Here is a 20397-nt window from a genome sequence, read left to right as displayed (position 1 = left end):
ATAAAAAGCTTATTAGGGTTAATCTGTTTAATGCTTTCTATGAGCGCACAGTGTGCTGATAAAGTTAGCTTACAGTTAAAATGGACTCACCAGTTCCAGTTTGCAGGCTATTACATGGCTGCAGAAAAAGGCTTTTATAAGGAAGCTGGCCTTGATGTCTCTATTATTCCTGCTGATCCAAACCACCCAGATACCTTCCCTAAAGTACTAAGCGGTACAGCTGACTTCGCCATTACTCACTCAGGCATATTACAAAAGCGTCAGCAAGGCGCTCCGGTTGTTGCCCTTGCAGCCATACTGCAGTTTTCGCCTTACTGCTGGATGGTAAAAAATAACTCAGATATTTTTCAGCCAAGAGACTTTGCTGGTAAAAAGCTAAGTAAAATCGGTTCAATTGAAAATGCTGAATTACTGGTGATGTTACAGCGCGCAGGATTGAGCCTAGAAAGCTTGATGGCAGCTAGCCATGAAGGCGGTATTAAAGAGTGGCTTGCCGGTGATTTAGATGCGGTGCAAGTTTATGTCACCAATGAGCCTTACACGATGACATTACAAGGAGTAGGTCACCGACTTATTTGCCCGCAAAAGTTTGGTTTGAATGTGTATGGCGATATTTTATATACCTCTGAGCAGTTTTTAGCGAACAAGCCTGAGGTTGTAGAGCGCTTTTATCGTGCCAGCTTAAAAGGGTGGCGGTATGCCTTATTACACTTAGAAGAAAGCATCGATGTAACCAAGCAGCACTACGCCACCCATAAAAGCGTACAAGAGCTGGCCTACGAAGCGCATGTTTTAGCGAGCTACATTCAACCACCGGGGATTAATTTAGGCAATATGTCGATGGCAAAGTGGCGTTTGATTGCAGATTTATATGGCTTAGATCAGGATGAGTTTGATCAGGCTTTTGATGGTTTTATGTATGATCAAAAGCAAACAGAAGGGTTTGAGCTATCTTGGATGCTGATCCTAGCCATCATTCTAAGTATTGCATGTGTGCCATTGTACATTCGTTTGATCAGTAGTAACCGACGTTAAATAAGATAAATCTGTTATACTGCTTTTTATTTCTTGTCGCTAAGAGTTATGACACTTGCCGAGCACTTTGCTGCCTTAGATGCACTGCTATTTTCAACTCGCCAATACTGGCAATGTACCGCATTTGATTTTGATGATCTTCCTTGGCCTGAATTAGCCAACTTATTATGGGCGCTTGATGACCAACAAGTGAGTGAACTTGATGCCGATCAGCAGGCTTTATATTGTTATTTTACTGATGAAATCGAACACATCGAAAAGCTGGCTGAATTGTGTGAGTTGCCAGCGATAAGTGCTGCCCGTAATGAATTTCCGTTTTGGATAAGTAATGGCATTAAAGGCCGTAAGTTTGAGCAACTACAAGACTTTGTCGCAGTGATCAGTCAGCAGTCATTAAACCAGCCTGTTTTAGAATGGTGCGCAGGTAAAGGGCATTTAGGTCGCATGTTGGCATTCAATGGTGCACCACGTGTACATAGCATTGAGCTACAACAACACTTGTGCGACCAAGGTCAACACAGTGCTAAGCAACAGCAGTTGGCGATGCAGTTTTCACAAGCTGATGTATTAACCGATGACACAGATGGCTTTTTTGAAAGCCAGCAGCATGCTGTTGCTTTACATGCTTGTGGTCGTTTGCATCAAACATTTATGCAGCAAGCAAGCAAAGCGAAAACCCAACAAATCAGTTTTTCACCATGCTGTTATCATTTATTCACAGATAACGCCTATCAAGCAATGAGCGAGCCTGCCAAGCAAAGCCAACTTGCGCTTACCCATCGCGATTTAAAACTGGCGCTGCAAGAAACGGTAACAGCACCGAGCCGAGTTGATAAGGTAAGAAAAACCGAGGTTGAATGGCGTCTTGGATTTGATGCGTTACGTAAATCACTGACCGGTGAAATGCACTATGTGAGTGTGCCATCAGTGAACAAAGCGATCTTCTCTGATTCGTTTAGCTCATTTTGTTTATGGGCAGCTGAGAAAAAATCATTACTTTTACCAGAAGGTATTGATTACAATAAGTTTTTAGAGATAGGTAAAAAGCGCAAAAGGGTTACTGAGCGAGTTGAACTCGTCCGACATGTATTCAGAAGGGCAATTGAAGTTTGGCTCGTGCTCGATCGTGCTTTATATTTGCAACAACAAGGGTATCAAGTAACGGTTAGTACGTTTTGCGAAAAGCAGCTGACACCAAGGAATATCTTGATCCAAGCTAATTATTAAATACCGTAAAGAGGCGCAATGAGAAAGTTAAAAAATTTATTCGAGAATAATAAACGTTGGGCAGCGCGTACGAGTGAAAATGATCCTGAGTTTTTCAAAATTCTATCAATGCAGCAAAATCCAGAGTACCTGTGGATCGGTTGTTCTGACTCGCGTGTACCTGCAAACGAAATCGTAGACTTGTTACCGGGTGAGTTATTTGTTCACCGTAATGTGGCAAATGTTGTTGTGCATACTGACCATAACTGTCTTTCGGTAATGCAATACGCTGTTGAAGTACTGAAAGTGAAGCACATCATGGTTGTTGGTCACTATGGCTGTGGTGGTGTTCAAGCAGTATTAAACGAAGCGCGTTTTGGCTTAATTGATAACTGGCTACGCCACGTAGGTGATGTAAAAGAAAAACACATCGAACAACTCAATGCATTACCTGAGCAAGAGCGCTTAAATAGCTTAATTGAACTAAACGTTATCGAACAAGTACGTAACGTGTGCCGTACTAACATTGTGCAAGATGCTTGGGCGAAAGGCCAAGAGTTAACAATTCATGGTTGGGTGTATGGCTTAGCAAATGGTCATCTTAATGATCTAGAGTCGGTAGTGACCTGTGCTGAAGAAGCTAGTGATACCTACGGTATTGCCGTTAAGCGCGTATTTGAACGCGTGGCAGAAAAAAGCTAATACCTAAAACTAGCTAGTTAGAAAAAAGGAGAGCTAATTCGCTCTCCTTTTTTTATTGTTCGTCTTGATTGCTAGCAAGTTGCTGCTCGAGTAATGCAACTTTCTCTTCAAGCTCAGTGAGTTTTTCACGAGTACGAATAAGTACTTGGCTTTGAATATCAAACTCATCACGGCTTACAAAGTCCATCTCAGCAAGTTTGTTTTGAATAGCTTGCTTTGTTTTGCCTTCAACTGTTTCGGCAAGGTTTTTCACGCCTTGCGGCATGTTGTCAGTAATTTGCTTAGCGATTTCTTCAAGTTTTGCTGGGTTGATCATCTTCGTCCCTTGAGTCACGTAAAAAAACAATCTTACCTTATTGGCTAGGCGTAGTGTAGTGATTACGGTAAAATTGCCCGTCCTGTCTTTGGATAATTTCTTTAGGGGCTTATGAAACTCAACCCAAAACAAGATGAAGCGGTAAAGTATATCAGTGGACCGTGTCTGGTATTAGCCGGTGCGGGATCTGGTAAAACGCGTGTTATTACTAATAAAATCGCTTACTTAGTGCAAAAGTGTGAGTATCAAGCACGCAATATTGCGGCGGTAACCTTTACCAATAAAGCAGCAAAAGAAATGCGCGAGCGTGTAACGCAAACATTGGGTAAACAAGAGTCGAAAGGCTTATGGGTTTCAACGTTTCACACCCTTGGCCTTGAGATCATCAAAAAAGAATTAACGACGCTAGGTTTTAAACCCGGTTTTTCGTTGTTTGATGATCAAGATACCAACCAGTTACTAGCTGAGCTGACCGAAGAAGAGCTTAAAAAAGACAAAGATCTACTCAATCTATTGAAGATGCAAATAGGTAGTTGGAAGAACGAGTTGATTCTACCAGAGCGTGCCGTTCGCGAAGCCCGTGAGCCGCAAAAAGCCTTATTTGCTCAGCTGTATGCGCGTTATCAAAATCAATTACGTGCTTACAACGCCCTAGATTTTGATGATCTGATCATGATCCCTACTTTATTGTTAGGCCAAAATGCCACTGCGCGTGAGCGTTGGCAACAGCGTTTTCGTTACTTGTTGGTGGATGAGTATCAAGATACTAATACTAGTCAGTATCAGCTGGTTAAGTTATTGGTGGGTGAACGAGCTCGTTTTACCGTGGTAGGCGATGACGACCAATCAATTTATTCATGGCGCGGTGCTAAGCCTCAAAACCTTGTGCTATTGAGTAAAGATTTTCCGGGCTTACGTTTAATTAAGCTTGAACAAAACTACCGAAGCGCAGGGCGAATTCTAAAAGCGGCGAATATTTTGATTGCCAATAACCCTCACGAGTTTGATAAAAAGCTATTCAGTGAGCTTGGCTATGGTGAGCCTATTAAAGTGATTGGTTGTCGTGATGAAGAGCATGAATCAGAGCGAGTGGTGGCAGAGATCATTTCTCATAAATTCATGAAACGCACCAGCTACAAAGATTACGCGATTTTATATCGTGGTAACCACCAAGCGCGCGTGTTTGAAAAAGCACTTATGAGCAACCGCATTCCCTATAAAATCAGCGGCGGCATGTCATTTTTCTCGCGTTCAGAAATTAAAGATATCATGGCGTATTTACGTTTACTGGTGAACCAAGATGATGACAATGCCTTTTTACGTATTGTAAATACGCCACGCCGTGAGATTGGTACGGTCACACTTGAAAAGCTCGGCACCCTTGCTAATGAAAAGCATATCAGCTTATTTGCTGCCTGTTTTGAACCTGAACTTGCACACCGCTTAAAAGGCCGTGGTTTTAATGCCTTAGCTGGTTTTGCCCGTTGGGTGGTTGAACTTTCTGATAATGCGGTACGCGGCGATACCCTTGAGGCTGTGAAAGAGTTAGTTAGGCAAATTAACTACGAAGCATACCTTTATGAGTCATCACCGAGTGCAAAAGCCGCTGAAATGCGCATGAAAAACGTATCAGAGCTTTACCGTTGGATCACCGACATGCTAACAGGGGATGCAGACAATCCACCGCTGAACCTTGCTGAAGTGGTTAGTAAACTGACCCTGCGCGATATGCTTGAGCGTAACGAAGAAGAAGACGAATCTGACGCGGTACAATTACTGACACTGCATGCTTCAAAAGGTTTGGAGTATCCTTATGTGTTCATGGTTGGCATGGAAGAGGGTTTATTACCGCACCAAGTAAGTATTGATGAAGATAACGTTGAAGAAGAGCGTCGTCTTGCTTATGTAGGTATTACGCGTGCACAGCAAGAGCTGGTAATGACTTATGCTAAGTTACGTCGTCAATTTGGTGAAACTTCAGATACTGAGCTTAGTCGTTTTGTGCAAGAGTTACCACAAGATGATTTAGCCTTCGAAGCGAAAAAACCACCGTCTTCACAGGCTGAGCGCATGGAAAAAGGCCAAGCCCGTGTAGCTAATCTAAGAGCGATGCTTAAGAAGTAATAAATTGTGCGCTTGGTGCTTCGTGTTCGAAGGGCGCCAGCGCATGTTGCTTACCAATAAACAACGACAATCCGTGCTTATCGAGTAACGTGCGGTAGTTAAAAATTGACGGTCCTTTCGCGATTACTTGGATATTTTGCAGCTTAGTAATCGCCAGCACACCTTGCAGCTGTAAATGATAGTTTTCTTGCTGTAGTACACGCTTACTGAACGTTGAACTTAATAACAAGTAATCGAATTGGAACTCAGTCAGTAAGTTTAACTCACAGCGATCTTTAGCAAATTCATTTAAACCAATCGAAAATCCTTGTGCGACCAAGTTTTTTAAATTTTCAATTTGTACTGCCGATGCATAACGAATTTCTTGTTCATTGAATAATAAACACATTCTATTTGCATCGTGGGCTTTTAATAGCTTACACAGTGCTTGAAAATTAATACGTTCAAGGACTAAACCAGAGCAAGGGAACAATACTTTTTCTAGATTACTGTCACTTACTAAGCTGAAGGCTTGTTTGAGTAAATTAAGTTCAACCTCAAAGTGCTGTACTCTATCGGTCGCAAATTTCTTAAGTACTTCAAAGCTGGTGCTACCAAGTACTGGGTGTTCACCAAATGCTTCGAGTAAAGACTCTGCGCGAGATTGTTCATCCAAGGTAATGATTTCGGCACTTCTAAAGTGCATAGGCAAATCATCTAAGTGATGCATATTGTCAGCATCATGTTGCACATTGCTGGCATTAAGCAGCGGATGGAAGCATTCAAAGCGATTACGGCCTGCATTTTTCGCGTAATACATGGCTGCATCTGCATCACGTATAATTTCATCGGTGTGTTTGTAGCTGGGTTTTGAGTAAGTAATACCAATACTGGCACCACTTTGAATGCACTGACCCTTCATACAGAAAGGTTTTCTCATAATTTCGATGATACGTTTGGCAACATCTTGGGCTTGCTGTTGCTCTGTTAAGTGAGTGAGCAATATCACAAACTCATCGCCACCTAAACGTGCAAGCAAATCATGCTCACGAATACAATGCGAGAAAGACTCAGCAACACCAATTAAAAATTGATCGCCCGCTTGATGACCGAGATGATCGTTGATGTCTTTAAATTTATCAAGGTCAATAAATAGCACTGCAAACTGCTGCTCTGGGTAGCGCTGGTAGTGCTGCAATGTTTTTTCAAGCTGAGTTAAGAATAAACTGCGATTCGGTAAACTGGTTAGTGAGTCATGGTGTGCATCGTGGTACAGCTGTTGTTCTATTTTTTTACGCTCTTCAATTTGCATTTGCAGGTGCATATTGGCTTGGCGAAGCTCTTTGGTTTTTTCAGTGACTCGGTGCTCAAGCTTTTGGTGACTAAGCTTTAACTCTTGGTTTGCTAGGTGAGTTTGAATAACGTTAGCAATTTGATGCGATACAAAGGTGATTAGCTCACAATCATCCTGACTAAATTCATGCTTATTATTGTAAGCTTGGCAAACAATGAGACCAATAACGCCCTGTGATGTTTTAAGCGGCGCACCTAACCAACTAGTCGCAGTGCGCTCTGGTGGTACATTAACCGGTCTTTCTACTACGCCTAGCTTGATAAGCTCTTTTGCTCTTTCACTATCTATGACTTGGCACTTTTCAGTGCTGAGCACTAGTTCACTGTAGCCTTTAGCAAATGGCCGTGGTTTACCATTATCGTTAAATTCATCGACGCAGTAAGGGAAACTTAACCAATGTGACTGTTGGTCGTACAATGCGATGTATAAGTTATCTGCATAGGTAATATTTTTTATAATGTTATGAACATGCTGATATACATCGTCGAGGTTTTTACTTTGCGTTGCCAGCTCAGATATTTTAAACAAGATCTGTTGGCGTTCTAGCGCATTTTTACGTTGTTGAATTTCGTCGTTGAGTGCTTGGTTGCTTTGTGTCAGTGCTCGGGTGCGAATTTTTACTTCAGATTCCAGCAGCTCACGTTTTTTAACTCGTTCAATCGCTGTCGCTAAATATAATGACATCGCTTCGAGCAACTCAATTTGCTGCTCAGAGTAGCCTTGTTTATTGTCATAGCTTTGCGCGACCATGACGCCAATAATGACTTTATCGCGATAGACGGGTACTCCAACCCAATGCTCAGCTGGCGTACCAAAGCACTTAAGTAAGCCTTGTTCAACCGCTTGCTCTGTTTGTTGTTTGGTAAAGTAACAGGTTTTACCTTGTTTAAATACGTAACCCGTGAGGCCTTCTTTAAAGTACTGCTCATATTTTAACGGTACTGAAAGACCATCTTTTTCATCGGCGAAATAAGATAGCTCAAGGTTATCGTAAACCGGGTTATGCAACACAACGAAGAAGTTTTTACTTGGAATATAGTCTTGCAGAATGTTGTGGATAGCAGGGTAGAGCAGGGTTAATTCGGCAACAGTGCTTGCTTGCTCTGATAATTGTAAAAGAGCATGTTGCAAGTGATGTGATTGCTTATACTTTTGTAAAAGCGATTTTAAGCGAGCATTTTTACGGCCTAGCTTATCAATGTGTGTTGCTGAATCTTCCAATGATTTAGAACCAGATCTTATTGTTGTTTAAATTTCGTCCTTTATAGTTCCACTTTTTTATTAGATCGTCAAGTAACAGATGTTAACAAAATAGTAATTTATGATGGGGCGTATTTGGCTACAGCATTAGTCTAGCGGCTAAAAGCAGGCACAAAAAAAGGGCTTAATAAAATTAAGCCCTTAGTATTAGTTTTAAACTGTTACTTGCTAGTCATGAAATCGATAGCAGCGCTGATCTCTTCATCAGAACAGTCCATACACGTACCTTTAGGAGGCATCGCGTTGAAACCGTTGATTGCATGGTCAAGTAATGTATCCATGCCTTTAGCAATACGAGGAGCCCAATCATCAGCTGATTTAGGTGCACCTAGTGCGCCAGTGCCATGACAAGCAAAACATGCTGCTTGGTAAACTTGTTCACCAGAACGAGGACCTGTAGGTTCAGCAGCGACCGCAGCTTTATCACCTTCTAGATATACAGAACCAATTGGCGCTAGACGCTTTTTAATTGCATCTTCAGTCAAAGAGTTGTCATACGCTTGTGCATATGCCGTTGTTGCTAGCAGTAATAATGCAGCTGATAGTTTTTTCATTTTGCCTTGCTCACTTCGATTTGAACGTGATCAATCACGATATCTGACGGAAATTAGAACGATTATAACGCTAAGCCACAATTTATAAAATGATCTAAAAGGCTTTTTCTTGAGAAAAACCGTCATTTTTTTGCGTTAGCGCAAGAAAAGCCAGCATTAAATACTGGCTCTTAGCTTGATGTTTAAGCAAGCTCTAATACTTTGTTGACCAATTTTTCGATACCCGCATCAGCATCTAAAATGCTTTGGGCCAACATATAGGCAGGGGTTGTGACTACTTTATGCTGAGGGTCAACAACAATATCATTCACAGCACAGCTTTGGTGGGCTCCACCAAGTTGCTCGATAGCGGCAGCGGTGTCTGCATCGTTACCAATGGTTGTTTTTACACCTTTGCCATAAATAAGCGGCAGCATGGCAGGAGCAATACACATATAACCAGCTGCTTTGTTGGCATCGACAAAGGCCTTCGCACTTGTCAGTACATCACCTTGAACTTGGGCATCTGCGCCTTTAACGGCAAAGTCAGATAGGTTTTTCGCGGCACCAAAACCACCTGGTACAATCAAGGCATCGAATTCATCTACATTTAGCTCAGTGAGCGCTTTAATTTCACCACGGGCAATACGTGCGGCTTCAACGAGCACATTACGATTAGGTGTCATTTCTTCACCGGTTAGGTGATTAATGGTGTGCATTTGTTCGATATCGGGTGCGAAGCATTGATAGCTCGCGCCTGCTTTTGCGATATGTAATAAGGTTAATACTGCTTCATTGATTTCTGCGCCGTCGTAAACACCGCAACCAGCTAAAATTACAGCAACTTTTTTCATTTTTGAATTCTCCTTAATGCGACTAGCTTTAGTTTAACAAGGATACGAGTATGGCGACAAAATAAAAAATTTTCGTCGCTTGATAACTCGCAAAGCGTGATGAATAGCTGTTTATGCCTTTTTATAAATTACTAACGAAAAAAAAAGTATAAAGGATCGCTATGATCTTTGATCCATTATGCTAGAATACTCCTCCGGTTATGAAAAGGGATGTTAATTCGGTATCGAATAAGCAAAAGGTTATCGCTACTAAAACCGTTTTCCACATCGGACAAAAATAATAAAAAAAGAACGCCGTAATATCTTTTTTAAATCAAAACATGAGCTTACTAAATTTTCCTAAATGTTTTTTCATTTTGGGAGAATTAACTCTGTCTGTTATCTACAAAGTTATCCACAGCTTGCTCTGTCATAAACCTTTATTGGTTAATAATTCACAGTCGTTTTCTTCATGGCCTTATGGCATGCTTACAAACAATTTAATGTTATTCAATTAGGATCCAATTTCACCATGGCTCAGATCCCTGAAAATCCACTTATTCTTGTAGATGGTTCTTCTTATTTATTCCGTGCATACCATTCGCCACCGCACCTTACTAACTCAAAAGGTGAAGCGACAGGCGCAATCTATGGCGTAGTTAATATGCTTAAGAGTTTGATCAAGCAATATGATCCGTCGCACATGGTGGTGGTATTTGATGCCAAGGGTAAAACCTTCAGAAATGACATGTACAGTGAATACAAAGCGAATCGTCCGCCAATGCCGGATGACTTACGCACACAGATCGCACCACTGCATAACATTATTAAAGCAATGGGTTTCCCGCTGATTAGTATTGAAGGTGTTGAGGCTGACGATGTTATTGGTACCTTTGCGCGCATAGCGTCAGAGCAGCAGCGTCATGTACTGATTTCAACTGGCGATAAAGATATGGCGCAGCTTGTTAATGAGCATGTTACGCTGATCAATACCATGACAGATAGCATTTCAGATCCAGAAACCGTGGTTGAGAAGTTTGGTGTTGGTCCTGAGTTGATCATTGATTACCTTGCTTTAATGGGTGATAAGGTCGATAACATCCCGGGTGTTGACGGCTGTGGTCCAAAAACAGCAGTGAAATGGCTACAAAAATATGGATCATTGCAAGGTGTTATTGATCATGCAGGTGAAATTAAAGGCAAGATTGGTGAAAAACTTGCTGCTGCACTTGATCATCTGCCACTTAGCTATGAATTAGCAACAATTAAGTGTGATGTTGAGGTTGAGTCAGATCTTGAAACCTTTAAGCTGCAAGAGCCTAATCGTGACGAACTGATTGCACTTTATGGTGAGTGTGAGTTCCGCCGTTGGTTAGCTGAACTACTTGATAACCCTAAAGACGCTGACACGCATTTAGATGTACCAACAGAAGCTAACGAACTACCAAAAGTCGCTGATGCGCACTACGAAACTATTTTAACTGAAGAGCAACTTGATACCTTAGTGGCGCAGTTAAATGACGCTGAATTATTTGCTTTTGATACAGAAACAACCAGCCTTGATTATATGCAAGCGCAATTGGTTGGTATGAGCTTTGCGGTTAAAGCCGGTGAAGCGGCTTATCTTCCGGTTGCTCACGATTACCCTGATGCGCCAGAACAATTAAGCTTAGAAACCGTAATGGCAAAAATTGGCCCAATCTTAGCTGACGAAAACAAAGCGAAAGTGGGGCAAAACCTTAAGTACGATAAAAGCGTGTTAGCAAATGCGGGCTTCGAGTTAAAGGGTATTAAATACGACACTATGTTGGAGTCGTATGTCTTTAATAGTGTAGGCAGCCGCCATGATATGGACTCGCTGGCACTGAAATACCTAGGCCACAAAAATATCAGCTTTGAAGATATTGCCGGTAAAGGTAAAAAGCAGTTAACGTTTAACCAAATTGAGCTAGAAAAAGCGGCGCCTTATGCTGCTGAAGATGCCGATATAACGCTACGTCTTCACCAAGTGTTATGGCCAAAAATTGATGCCGATAGCCAGTTGAAGTCAGTATTCGAAGATATTGAGTTACCACTTGTCACAGTGCTTTCTGATATTGAGCGTACTGGTGTTGCAATTGATAGCAACATGCTGGCAGCTCACAGCCAACGTTTAGGTGAACGCCTGTTAGAGCTTGAGCAAGAAGCTTATGATATTGCAGGTGAAAAATTTAACTTAGGCTCACCTAAGCAACTGCAAGCTATTTTGTTTGAAAAACTTGAGCTGCCTGTTATCAAGAAAACACCTAAGGGTGCACCTTCGACAGCAGAAGAAGTATTGCAAGAACTTGCTCATGATTACCCATTACCAAAAGTGATTATTGAGCACCGTGGTTTATCTAAACTTAAATCAACCTACACAGATAAACTTCCGCTAATGGTTGATGAGCGCACTAAGCGAGTGCATACCTCTTACCATCAAGCTGTAACAGCAACAGGGCGTTTAAGCTCAACGGATCCTAACTTACAGAATATTCCAATTCGTTCAGAAGAAGGCCGTCGAATTCGTGAAGCCTTTATTGCTGCACCTGGCCATAAAATTGTGGCTGCCGATTACAGCCAAATTGAATTACGTATCATGGCGCATTTATCACAAGATAAAGGCCTATTAACTGCGTTTGCGAATGGTTTAGATGTGCACAGCGCAACCGCTGCAGAAGTCTTTGGGGTTAGCCTTGAAGAGGTTACCAGCGATATGCGTCGTAAAGCCAAAGCGGTTAACTTTGGTTTAATTTATGGTATGTCGGCGTTTGGTTTATCACGCCAGTTAGACGTACCACGTCATGAAGCACAGCATTATATTGATAAATACTTCGAGCGTTTCCCTGGCGTACTTGAGTACATGGAAACAACTCGTGAAAAAGCAGCTGATAAAGGGTATGTAGAAACGATTTTTGGTCGCCGCTTACATTTACCGGAAATCAACGCCCGTAACGGCGCTCGTCGCAAAGCCGCTGAACGTGCTGCGATCAACGCACCAATGCAAGGTACTGCTGCTGATATCATCAAAAAAGCGATGCTTAAAGTTCATCAGTGGGTGAACGCGCAAGCTGAAGGTTCAGTGAAGCTGCTAATGCAAGTGCACGATGAATTAGTGTTCGAAATTAAAGAAGAGTCTGTGGACGACTATAAAGCTGAAATTTGTAAGCTAATGTCAGAAGCCGCTACTCTTGATGTGCCTCTGATTGTTGAAGCCGACAGCGGTGACAACTGGCAACAGGCTCACTAATAGTCGCAATAGATGAGAGCTGTCAGCTATCAGGTTAAAAGTTAGCGAGTTGCTAGGGGAAAGAGTAAAGTTAGTGAGTTAGAAAGAGTAAAGTTAGTGAGTTAGAAAGAGTAAAGGGAAAAGTTTGCGAGATACGAGACGTAGGAGGCGTTTTAACGCCGAACAAAAATGAAGATATTAGATATCAGTCGTTAGAAGTCAGATAAAAAACCAACGGGTTAGCGAGTTACTTGACACAAGAAGTAGTTAGTCTAGAGTTGCTAACTTGCTAACTTGCTAACTTGCTAACTTGCTAACTTGCTAACTTGCTAACTTGCTAACTTGCTAACTTGCTACTATAACCCCAACTCTTGCAGTCTCTTTACGTGTTGACGATAAAGCTCAATAGGGTCAACTTCCCGAAAATTGTGCAAACCAATAAACTGATTTATCTCATCTAAGTGGTTCATTTCATAATCATCTTTAATGACATGACCTAAATGGCTGCTACAGCGCGATACTAGCCCATCATCTTTGCCTAAAATAAGTAACGAACCAAGCAGCATGGGCAAATCGGTTGGATCCAATACATTGGTGAGTGCTGCTGTACCACTCCACGAAAAATAGTACACCCCATTTTCGGCAACTAGCTGACCTTGCTCGCATTTATTTAGCGGTAATCCTTCAGGATATTTTTGATTAAATGTATGAGCACCCTGTGTACTTAAGCTATTTAATGCACCCAGTGTGTTTTGTGGTAAATCACTGTTACCTGATAATAGTGAAATAACACCACCAAATGCATCAAATATGAACCTCGCAGCATGTTCAGCTTGAGAGTTTGCAGGTAGTTTTTGACTAATTAGATCTATAATGCCACTGCCATAGTTTGCACCACCAATACTAGTTACTGAGGCAATTAAATCTGGCCTGACTGAAGCAACATAGCGCACTGTTTGCGCACCTTGGCTATGGCCAATCAAATTTACTTTTTTGGCGCCAGTCAGTGCTAAAATTGCTTTTACGTTAGTGAGTAACTGTTCGCCCCGTACTTCAGAGCTATTAATAGCCGAGACCGCTGGCGTGAATACCAAGGTACCATCTTGGTTGAGACTTGTAGCAACATTATAAAAATAATCGAGGCCGAGTAGGTTATCGAATCCCATTAGCCCATGAACTAAAATTACCGGATATTGTGTCGTTGTTTTTTTTGCATGGCAGTAGGGGGTCATTAAAAAAAGTAAGGTAGCAAATAAAATTAAGGAGATTTTTTTCATACCTTTTACTCTTCTACTGCAATTTTTATCACTAACAAGCCTTAAAAAAGCCTGATTTAAGTGTGCTTTTAATTCACCATACCCTAAATTACGGCTTGCTGTAATGTTAATTTCAAGTAAACAAGAAAAGATGGTTTTAGTGTTTCGTTATATGTTTATCAATTTGTATTGTTTCTGCGGTTATGCAATTTATTTTTAATCTGGTATTTGCTAAAGTCCGCGCCGTCCTCATCCTGTAGGACATCCTGTTGATGATGCATCTGAAAGGATGCAACGTATTGATAGCTTCTCCCCAGTTTGCTATACCGGCTCACTCCTTGTTGAGTGAGTCGCTTTTTCTTTTCTTATCATACAATTCATTGCACAAATATACGCAAGTGATACCATCAAAGTGATTCTCATTTACTTTCGAAGGAATGCGTTATGTTTAAATCTTTGGCAATTGCTGCCTTTTCATTATCGAGTATTTTAGTTGCCCCTTTAGCCAGCGCAAACTGGCAAGTTAATAATGAGCAAAGCAATGTGAGCTTTGTGTCTATCAAAAAGAATTCAGTTGCAGAAGCGCATCATTTCAAAAACGTGTCGGGTACACTTAACGAGCAAGGTCAATTTAAGTTGATGATCGATCTGACATCGGTTGAGACTCTGATCCCTATCCGCAATGAGCGCATGACCAAGTTGTTATTTGAGACAGCTAAATTCCCTAATGCAGTGTTAACTGCTGATTTAAGCAAAGCGCTGTTAACGCTAAAACCAGGTCAACATGTGCTTAAAGGTTTGAAAGCTGAATTAGACTTTCATGGCAACAAGAAAGAGCTAACAATTGATGTACTTGCCAATATGTCACCGAAAGGCGATGTTACTGTTTCATCGTTTACGCCGGTGATTATTAATGCAAGTGATTTCAAAGTAACAGAAGGTATTAGCGAGTTACAAAAACTTGCGGGTTTACCATCAATTGCGACAGCTGTTCCTGTAACATTTTCTTTGACGCTAGATAAAGAAAAATAATGCAATCACTTGCTGACTTAGAAGCCGCTCTTCAGGCACCCGATAAACCTTTTGATCAATGGCAGCCACAAAACTGTGGGCAAGTGCCTATATTGATTGATGCGCAAGGGCGGTGGTTTTATGCCGGCAGTGAAATAAAGCGCGAGGCAATGGTTAAACTCTTTGCCTCTGTGCTTTGCAAAGAAGCAGATAGTTATTTTTTAAAAACACCAGTCGAGAAAATGGCTATCACGGTCGATGATGTGCCCTTTATTATTGTTGATTGGCGCTTTGAAGAGACTGAACAAGGCCTTGCTCTTTGTTGCGTTGATAATTTACAGCGCGCTTGGTTGGTTTCAGCAAAGCAACCACTATTACTGAGAGAATTTGAAGGTGTCAGTGTGCCTTATCTTCAATTAGCACATGGCTTGGCTGCGAGGGTATCGAGAAATGTTTATTATCAGTGGGCCGAAATAGCCTGCTCAGACGAGCAGGGCTACTATATAGAATCATTAGCCAAGCGTTATTACTTGGCCTAAGCGATTAAGCTTCTGGTTGTTCGTCAGACTCAGGTGCTTGCGCTTCAATGGGTCCTAAGAACCACTCATCGAGCTTTTTAGCAACTTCAGGTAAGCCTGTGCCTTTTAGTGAAGAGAAGGCATGTACTGTAATATCACCATCTAAACTACTTAACTCACGACGAACTTGTAAAACTTGAGCCTTACGCGCGCCTTGTTTTAGTTTGTCGGCTTTAGTTAATAGTGCCAGCACTGGAATTTCGCTGCCCACCGCCCAGTCGATTAAGTCACGGTCTAAATCTTTTAACGGGTGGCGAATATCCATCAAAACAACGATACCTTTTAAGCTTTGACGTTTTTGTAAGTATTCACCTAGCGATTTTTGCCATTTCTTCTTCATTTCGATAGGAACTTTAGCAAAACCATAGCCTGGTAAGTCGATAAGGCGTTTATCGGCATCAAGTTCAAAGGTATTGATCAGCTGAGTACGACCGGGTGTTTTAGAAGTACGTGCTAACTTTTGATCTGTTAACGTGTTTAAAGCACTTGATTTACCCGCATTAGAGCGACCAGCAAACGCGACTTCAATCCCCGTATCAGCAGGTAAGCGTGAGATATCAGGTGCGCTGGTAACAAAGGACGCAGTATTGTATTTGATACGAGATTTGAGCACAGGCTCTCCTAGTCTTTTATAAAAAATAACAAACAGTGGCTAATTTCCACTTAAGGCACGTATTTTATACTATTAAAGCAGCATTCAAAAGCGTATTTAAGCGTGCTAAATTGGCTTTAAATTAGGAAAATTACTAGGTATAAACTTAATCTAAGTCAAATCCCTATAAATTATGAGCTTAATGTGGGCAGAAAACGTGCCAGAGAATTTATTATCGTGTAGAATATAGAAATCACAACATCCATATTGTAGATGATACAGGGTCGGAAACAGAGAATTCACCATGAAAAAAATAGCACTATCTTTAACTATATTGCTTGGTACGTTGTCAGCAAGCAACGCAACAGCATTTGATGGCGATGTAAACGCAGGTAAAGAGAAATCGGCAACGTGTGCGGCTTGTCACGGCCCAGACGGTAATGCACCGGTTAATATCTACCCTAAAATTGCAGGCCAACACGCAGATTATATCTATAAACAATTACAAGAGTTTAAATTAGGTATGACATCTGGCGGCAAAGAAGGTCGTATGGATCCAGTAATGAGTGGTATGGCTATGCCGCTTAGCGATCAAGACATGAAAGACCTAGCAGCTTACTTCTCTTCTTTAAATATGTCTGAAGGTACAACACCTAAAGATGTAGTAGAAGTAGGTCAGCAGCTTTATAAGGCCGGTGATGCAGAGCGTGGTATTCCAGCATGTGCTGCGTGTCACGGTCCTCGTGGTAACGGTACATCACTAGCTAAATTCCCGAAAGTTTCGTTCCAACATCCAGAATACATCAAGTCACAACTTGAAAAATTCCGTGATGGTACGCGTAATAACGACTTAAACGGTATGATGCAAGACATCGCTAAAAAGCTAACAGACAAAGACATCGAAGTACTTTCAAAATACTTAGGTGGCTTACACTAAAGTCTGATTGCGGGTAGTAATACTCCGCAGTAATATGTGATTAGTGTGAAAAAAGCAGCGCAAGCTGCTTTTTTTGTATTTAAACCATGTCGAAATCTCCCACGCCTTTGTGAGACATTGTCCATATCGAGCTGTAAGCTAAATCTTATTTTTATTTCAATTTTATGCATAACTCTTTGTTATTAAATAAGTTGAGCTTGTTGCAATATCTTATCTGTAAGAAAAATTATATAAATCAGTTGTAACAAAATTATTAATGAGTAAATTAACCACTGTCGCTGAGACAGCAAAAACAACATGGACAATGTAATAAGGAAAGTGACTGCGGCAAGTCTTTAGGGGTTGACACTGGTTAGGTGTCCTAAAGGAAATAACAAAAAAGCGTCAGGATTGACCGAGAATAATAAAAGCTCATGGAAGTTTAATAATAAAAACAAAATGGAATGCTACACGGAAGGTTAAAACAATAACAAAATGGATAAACAATAATAATAAAAATAATAAAGACTAAAAAGTCGAAGGGAGAAGTGTCCAGATAATTGGCGCTCAGATTAGTAGGCGGTAGAGATGTTTTCTCTACCGCCTTTTTATTTGTCCTGTTACAATAGCCACCGTTTGTACTAAAAGTATGAAAAGTGCGCAGTTCGTCAAGTTGACCAACCACATCCGCACATCGAATTCTTCTGGTTATGCCAGCATTACAATGCCACAAAGGCGTTGTGCACAACCTCTTAAGTGAGATGATCAAGATATGAGTAGAAAGAAAAAGTCGCGTAAAATTCCATCGAATGGTCCTGTACGTCTGAGCAAAGAAAAGCTTAGAGAGATGCGCGCGTTAAAAGAGCAGCGAGTTAAAAAGACCAAAGGTGCTAAACCTGGCTCTCGAAATGCACCTGATGCACAAAATGCAGAAAACACTGCTGCAAACAATCAACCGAAAGATAAGCGTGTTGGTAGTAAAAAGCCGGTTTCTTTAGTTGCGCCTAAGGCTGAGCCGAAAGTTGAAATGAAGCGCAACTTAAAACCTATGGTTGAGCTTAAGAAAGTGGCTGAGCCTGAGTTAACGCCAGAGCAAGAGTTAGAAGCGCTAGAGAATGACGAGCGTCTACTTAAGCTGGTTGAGCGTCATGAGCGCGGTGAGTTATTAACAGGTAAAGACGCTAAGTACTTCAATAGCCGTATTGCTCGCCACCAAGCACTGTGTGAGTTATTAGGCATTGAAGATGAAGACGAGTACGAAGATGACTTTGAAGATGATTCATTTGATGAAGGTGAATCTGACTTCGATAAGTACTTATCTGATGACTTAGCCAATGAATGGTTTGATGACGAAGATGAGGATGAGCGATGAGCACAACCTTGATTATTGCCATTGTAATTGGTGCGGCAATTATCGCAGGGCTGGCGTTTTATGCAGGGCAACTTCTGTATAAATTAAAAGAGCAAAATAAGTTTATCGCCAAGAAGCAAGCTGAGCATGAGCAAAAGCTTGCGGCATCAAAAGCAAAGCGTAATGCAAAGCTAGCCGATAGCATTCATTTAATTGCCCGTGCAATGAATGAAGAGCAATGTGAGTTCTCAGAAGGCTGCTTACGTATTTGGGTGCTGATCTCTCAATACAGCTTTGCAGAAGAGTTTGAGCTAAGTGAGCGCTACCCAGGCATATTTAAAATGTACGAAGTCGTAAAAGATATGCCAACGCACGATGCCCGTAAGAAATACTCTAAAAAAGAGATTTTTAAAATGGACACCGCTCGCTGGCGTGCTGAAGAGCAGCATAGCGATGAAATTAAAGCGGATTGCGCACGTATAATTGAAGAGTTTAAAGCCGCTCCAGGTAGCGAAAACGTAGTATTTAATTAAGTTGACGTATCTTTGAATTAAACAAAATAAAAAGCAGAGCCTAGGCTCTGCTTTTTGTTGGGCTAGATAACTCGTGAAAAACGAGTTTGCTTGATTTGTTGTTGTAGGTGCGCATCAAAGCACATACAAATAATACGAATAAATAAATTACCGCGAGCTGTTACTGTGATCTTATCTTGGCTAACAGACACCAAGCCATCAGCTAGTAATGGGTCGAGTGCTTGTAGTGCCTCGCAGAAGTAGCTGGCAAAGTTAATATTAAACTGTTTTTCGATTGCTGGAATATCCAGCTCAAACTGGCAGATCAATTGTTTGATCACTGCGGCACGTAACGTATCGTCATCAGTTAAAGCAACACCTTTACAGATTGCACTGCCAAAGCCTTCTTGCACGGCTTTGTAATAGTGCTTTAGCTCTTTTTCGTTTTGTAAAATGGCATTGCCTATTTGCGAAATTGACGACACACCCAAACCTAATAAGTCACATTGGCCATGCGTTGTGTAACCTTGGAAATTACGGTGTAATTGGCCTGCGTTTTGTGCAATTGCCAATTCATTGTCTTTGCGGGCAAAGTGATCCATACCAATAAACTGATAACCCGCCGCTAACATCTGCTCAAGGGTATTTTTGAACATAGTGAGCTTATCGCCAGCAGATGGTAAGTCAGCATCTTTAATTTTTCGCTGAGCAGCGAATCTATCTGGTAAGTGAGCATAGTTAAATACCGACACGCGATCTGGGTTTAACTCAATCAGCTGCGCAATCGTCTCTTTAAAGCTCTCAGGTGTTTGCAGTGGCAAACCGTAAATCATATCGGCATTAATAGATTTAAAGCCAAGTTCACGAGCTTCACTAATTAAACCTTTTACAGATTGCACGCTTTGCGGGCGATTAACCGCCAGTTGCACATCATCATTGAAATCTTGAATACCAAATGAGACACGATTGAAGCCAAGCTGACGTAGGTGTACTAGCATGCCATCAGCTAAAGAACGAGGGTCAATTTCAATACCGCGCTCGGCATCATCAGCAAAATTAAAATGCTGCTCAACCAACGCCATTAAGCGGCTCATTTGCTCTGCCGATAAGAACGTTGGCGTACCACCCCCTAAATGCAGTTGCTCAACGTTATAATCGGCAAAAAGCGTTGCTTGCTCAGCAATTTCAAGCGCTAAATTATCTAGGTATAAATCGGCTTTAGATTGATGACGCGTGATCACCTTATTACAACCACAGTAATAACAAAGCTGACTGCAAAAAGGGATATGGATATACAGCGATAAAGAACGGCTTTTCGACGCCGCAATCGCGTTAATCATATCTTGTTGGTTATAACCGTCAGCTAAAGACAATGCTGTTGGGTAAGATGTATATCGAGGCCCAGAAATATTGTACTTGTTGATCAGAGATTGATCCCAGCTAGGTAAATTTATCACAGTCAGCACTCCGCAATTGATTGAGCGGCTATTTTAACGAGTTTAGTGATTTAGCTATTTGATCTAGAACAATGTCGGAGGCTAGAAACTAATCGGCATGCTTTAAGGTCGTTGCAAAAACAAAGCGTCTACTAT

Annotated in this window: 17 protein-coding genes; 10 read left to right on the top strand and 7 right to left on the bottom strand. The window is 41.4% G+C overall.

Annotated features, from left to right (window positions below):
* The first annotated feature begins 30 nt into the window (after positions 1-30).
* From MTF66_RS35685 to can, 3 genes are read left to right on the top strand one after another with little or no spacing between them, the layout of a single operon-like run.
* Positions 31-1035, top strand: a complete 1005-nt coding sequence (locus tag MTF66_RS35685; protein WP_248530141.1) for an ABC transporter substrate-binding protein — start codon at positions 31-33, stop codon at positions 1033-1035.
* A 48-nt stretch (positions 1036-1083) separates the two neighbouring features.
* Positions 1084-2262: a methyltransferase gene (locus MTF66_RS35680; RefSeq protein ID WP_248530126.1), complete on the top strand. Its 1179-nt coding sequence runs from the start codon at positions 1084-1086 to the stop codon at positions 2260-2262.
* An 18-nt stretch (positions 2263-2280) separates the two neighbouring features.
* Complete coding sequence (gene can, locus MTF66_RS35675) at positions 2281-2943, top strand: carbonate dehydratase (RefSeq protein ID WP_054561164.1); 663 nt, start codon at positions 2281-2283, stop codon at positions 2941-2943.
* A gap of 52 nt (positions 2944-2995) precedes the next feature.
* Here the strand turns inward: can and MTF66_RS35670 are convergent, their stop codons facing one another.
* Complete coding sequence (locus MTF66_RS35670) at positions 2996-3259, bottom strand: accessory factor UbiK family protein (protein WP_248530125.1); 264 nt, start codon at positions 3257-3259, stop codon at positions 2996-2998.
* A 111-nt stretch (positions 3260-3370) separates the two neighbouring features.
* On the opposite strand from MTF66_RS35670, the gene rep reads away from it, so the two are divergent.
* Positions 3371-5383 carry a DNA helicase Rep gene (gene rep / locus MTF66_RS35665; protein WP_054561162.1) on the top strand — a complete coding sequence of 671 codons (2013 nt, stop codon included), beginning with the start codon at positions 3371-3373 and terminating at the stop codon, positions 5381-5383.
* Here rep and MTF66_RS35660 read toward each other — a convergent pair.
* The 3 genes from MTF66_RS35660 to elbB form a co-directional block, all read right to left on the bottom strand.
* Complete coding sequence (locus tag MTF66_RS35660) at positions 5373-7937, bottom strand: diguanylate cyclase domain-containing protein (RefSeq protein WP_248530124.1); 2565 nt, start codon at positions 7935-7937, stop codon at positions 5373-5375. The genes rep and MTF66_RS35660 overlap by 11 nt on opposite strands.
* 200 nt (positions 7938-8137) lie before the next feature.
* Entirely contained in the window at positions 8138-8530 is a 393-nt protein-coding gene (locus MTF66_RS35655) for a cytochrome c5 family protein (RefSeq protein WP_054554118.1), read from the bottom strand.
* A gap of 182 nt (positions 8531-8712) precedes the next feature.
* Positions 8713-9363, bottom strand: coding sequence for an isoprenoid biosynthesis glyoxalase ElbB (gene elbB, locus MTF66_RS35650; protein WP_248530123.1), 651 nt, complete (start codon positions 9361-9363; stop codon positions 8713-8715).
* Positions 9364-9874: 511 nt separating this feature from the next.
* Between elbB and polA the strand changes: the two genes are divergently transcribed.
* The gene (gene polA / locus MTF66_RS35645; RefSeq protein WP_248530122.1) at positions 9875-12610 is read left to right on the top strand and encodes a DNA polymerase I; all 2736 of its coding nucleotides are present in this window, start codon (positions 9875-9877) and stop codon (positions 12608-12610) included.
* 335 nt (positions 12611-12945) lie between these two features.
* Here polA and MTF66_RS35640 read toward each other — a convergent pair whose 3' ends face one another.
* Positions 12946-13866, bottom strand: a complete 921-nt coding sequence (locus tag MTF66_RS35640) for a triacylglycerol lipase (protein WP_248530121.1) — start codon at positions 13864-13866, stop codon at positions 12946-12948.
* Between the two features lie 423 nt (positions 13867-14289).
* Between MTF66_RS35640 and MTF66_RS35635 the strand changes: the two genes are divergently transcribed.
* Together MTF66_RS35635 and MTF66_RS35630 are read left to right on the top strand one after the other, a co-directional pair.
* Positions 14290-14877: a YceI family protein gene (locus tag MTF66_RS35635; protein ID WP_058585960.1), complete on the top strand. Its 588-nt coding sequence runs from the start codon at positions 14290-14292 to the stop codon at positions 14875-14877.
* Positions 14877-15395, top strand: a complete 519-nt coding sequence (locus MTF66_RS35630; RefSeq protein WP_248530120.1) for a DUF1285 domain-containing protein — start codon at positions 14877-14879, stop codon at positions 15393-15395. Before MTF66_RS35635 ends, MTF66_RS35630 begins: the two co-directional genes overlap by 1 nt.
* A gap of 4 nt (positions 15396-15399) precedes the next feature.
* On the opposite strand, the gene yihA is transcribed toward MTF66_RS35630, so the two are convergent.
* A complete protein-coding gene (yihA, locus tag MTF66_RS35625) occupies positions 15400-16047 on the bottom strand; it encodes a ribosome biogenesis GTP-binding protein YihA/YsxC (RefSeq protein WP_054561154.1) in 648 nt (215 codons plus the stop codon).
* Positions 16048-16330: 283 nt separating this feature from the next.
* Between yihA and MTF66_RS35620 the strand changes: the two genes are divergently transcribed.
* The 3 genes from MTF66_RS35620 to MTF66_RS35610 all read left to right on the top strand — a co-directional run bounded on the left by MTF66_RS35620 (position 16331) and on the right by MTF66_RS35610 (position 18826).
* On the top strand, positions 16331-16963 hold the full coding sequence (locus MTF66_RS35620; RefSeq protein ID WP_054561153.1) for a cytochrome c: 633 nt from the start codon (positions 16331-16333) through the stop codon (positions 16961-16963).
* Positions 16964-17714: 751 nt separating this feature from the next.
* Positions 17715-18314: a Der GTPase-activating protein YihI gene (gene yihI / locus MTF66_RS35615; protein ID WP_058585958.1), complete on the top strand. Its 600-nt coding sequence runs from the start codon at positions 17715-17717 to the stop codon at positions 18312-18314.
* Entirely contained in the window at positions 18311-18826 is a 516-nt protein-coding gene (locus MTF66_RS35610) for a DUF2489 domain-containing protein (RefSeq protein WP_248530119.1), read from the top strand. The genes yihI and MTF66_RS35610 overlap by 4 nt, the downstream gene beginning before the upstream one ends.
* A gap of 62 nt (positions 18827-18888) precedes the next feature.
* On the opposite strand, the gene hemN is transcribed toward MTF66_RS35610, so the two are convergent.
* Complete coding sequence (gene hemN / locus MTF66_RS35605; protein WP_058585956.1) at positions 18889-20262, bottom strand: oxygen-independent coproporphyrinogen III oxidase; 1374 nt, start codon at positions 20260-20262, stop codon at positions 18889-18891.
* Positions 20263-20397: the final 135 nt, after the last annotated feature.

The sequence above is a fragment of the Pseudoalteromonas sp. 2CM39R genome (assembly GCF_023161845.1).
The sequence above is the reverse complement of the archived record's forward strand: the minus strand, read 5'-3'. Positions and strand labels throughout refer to the sequence as shown.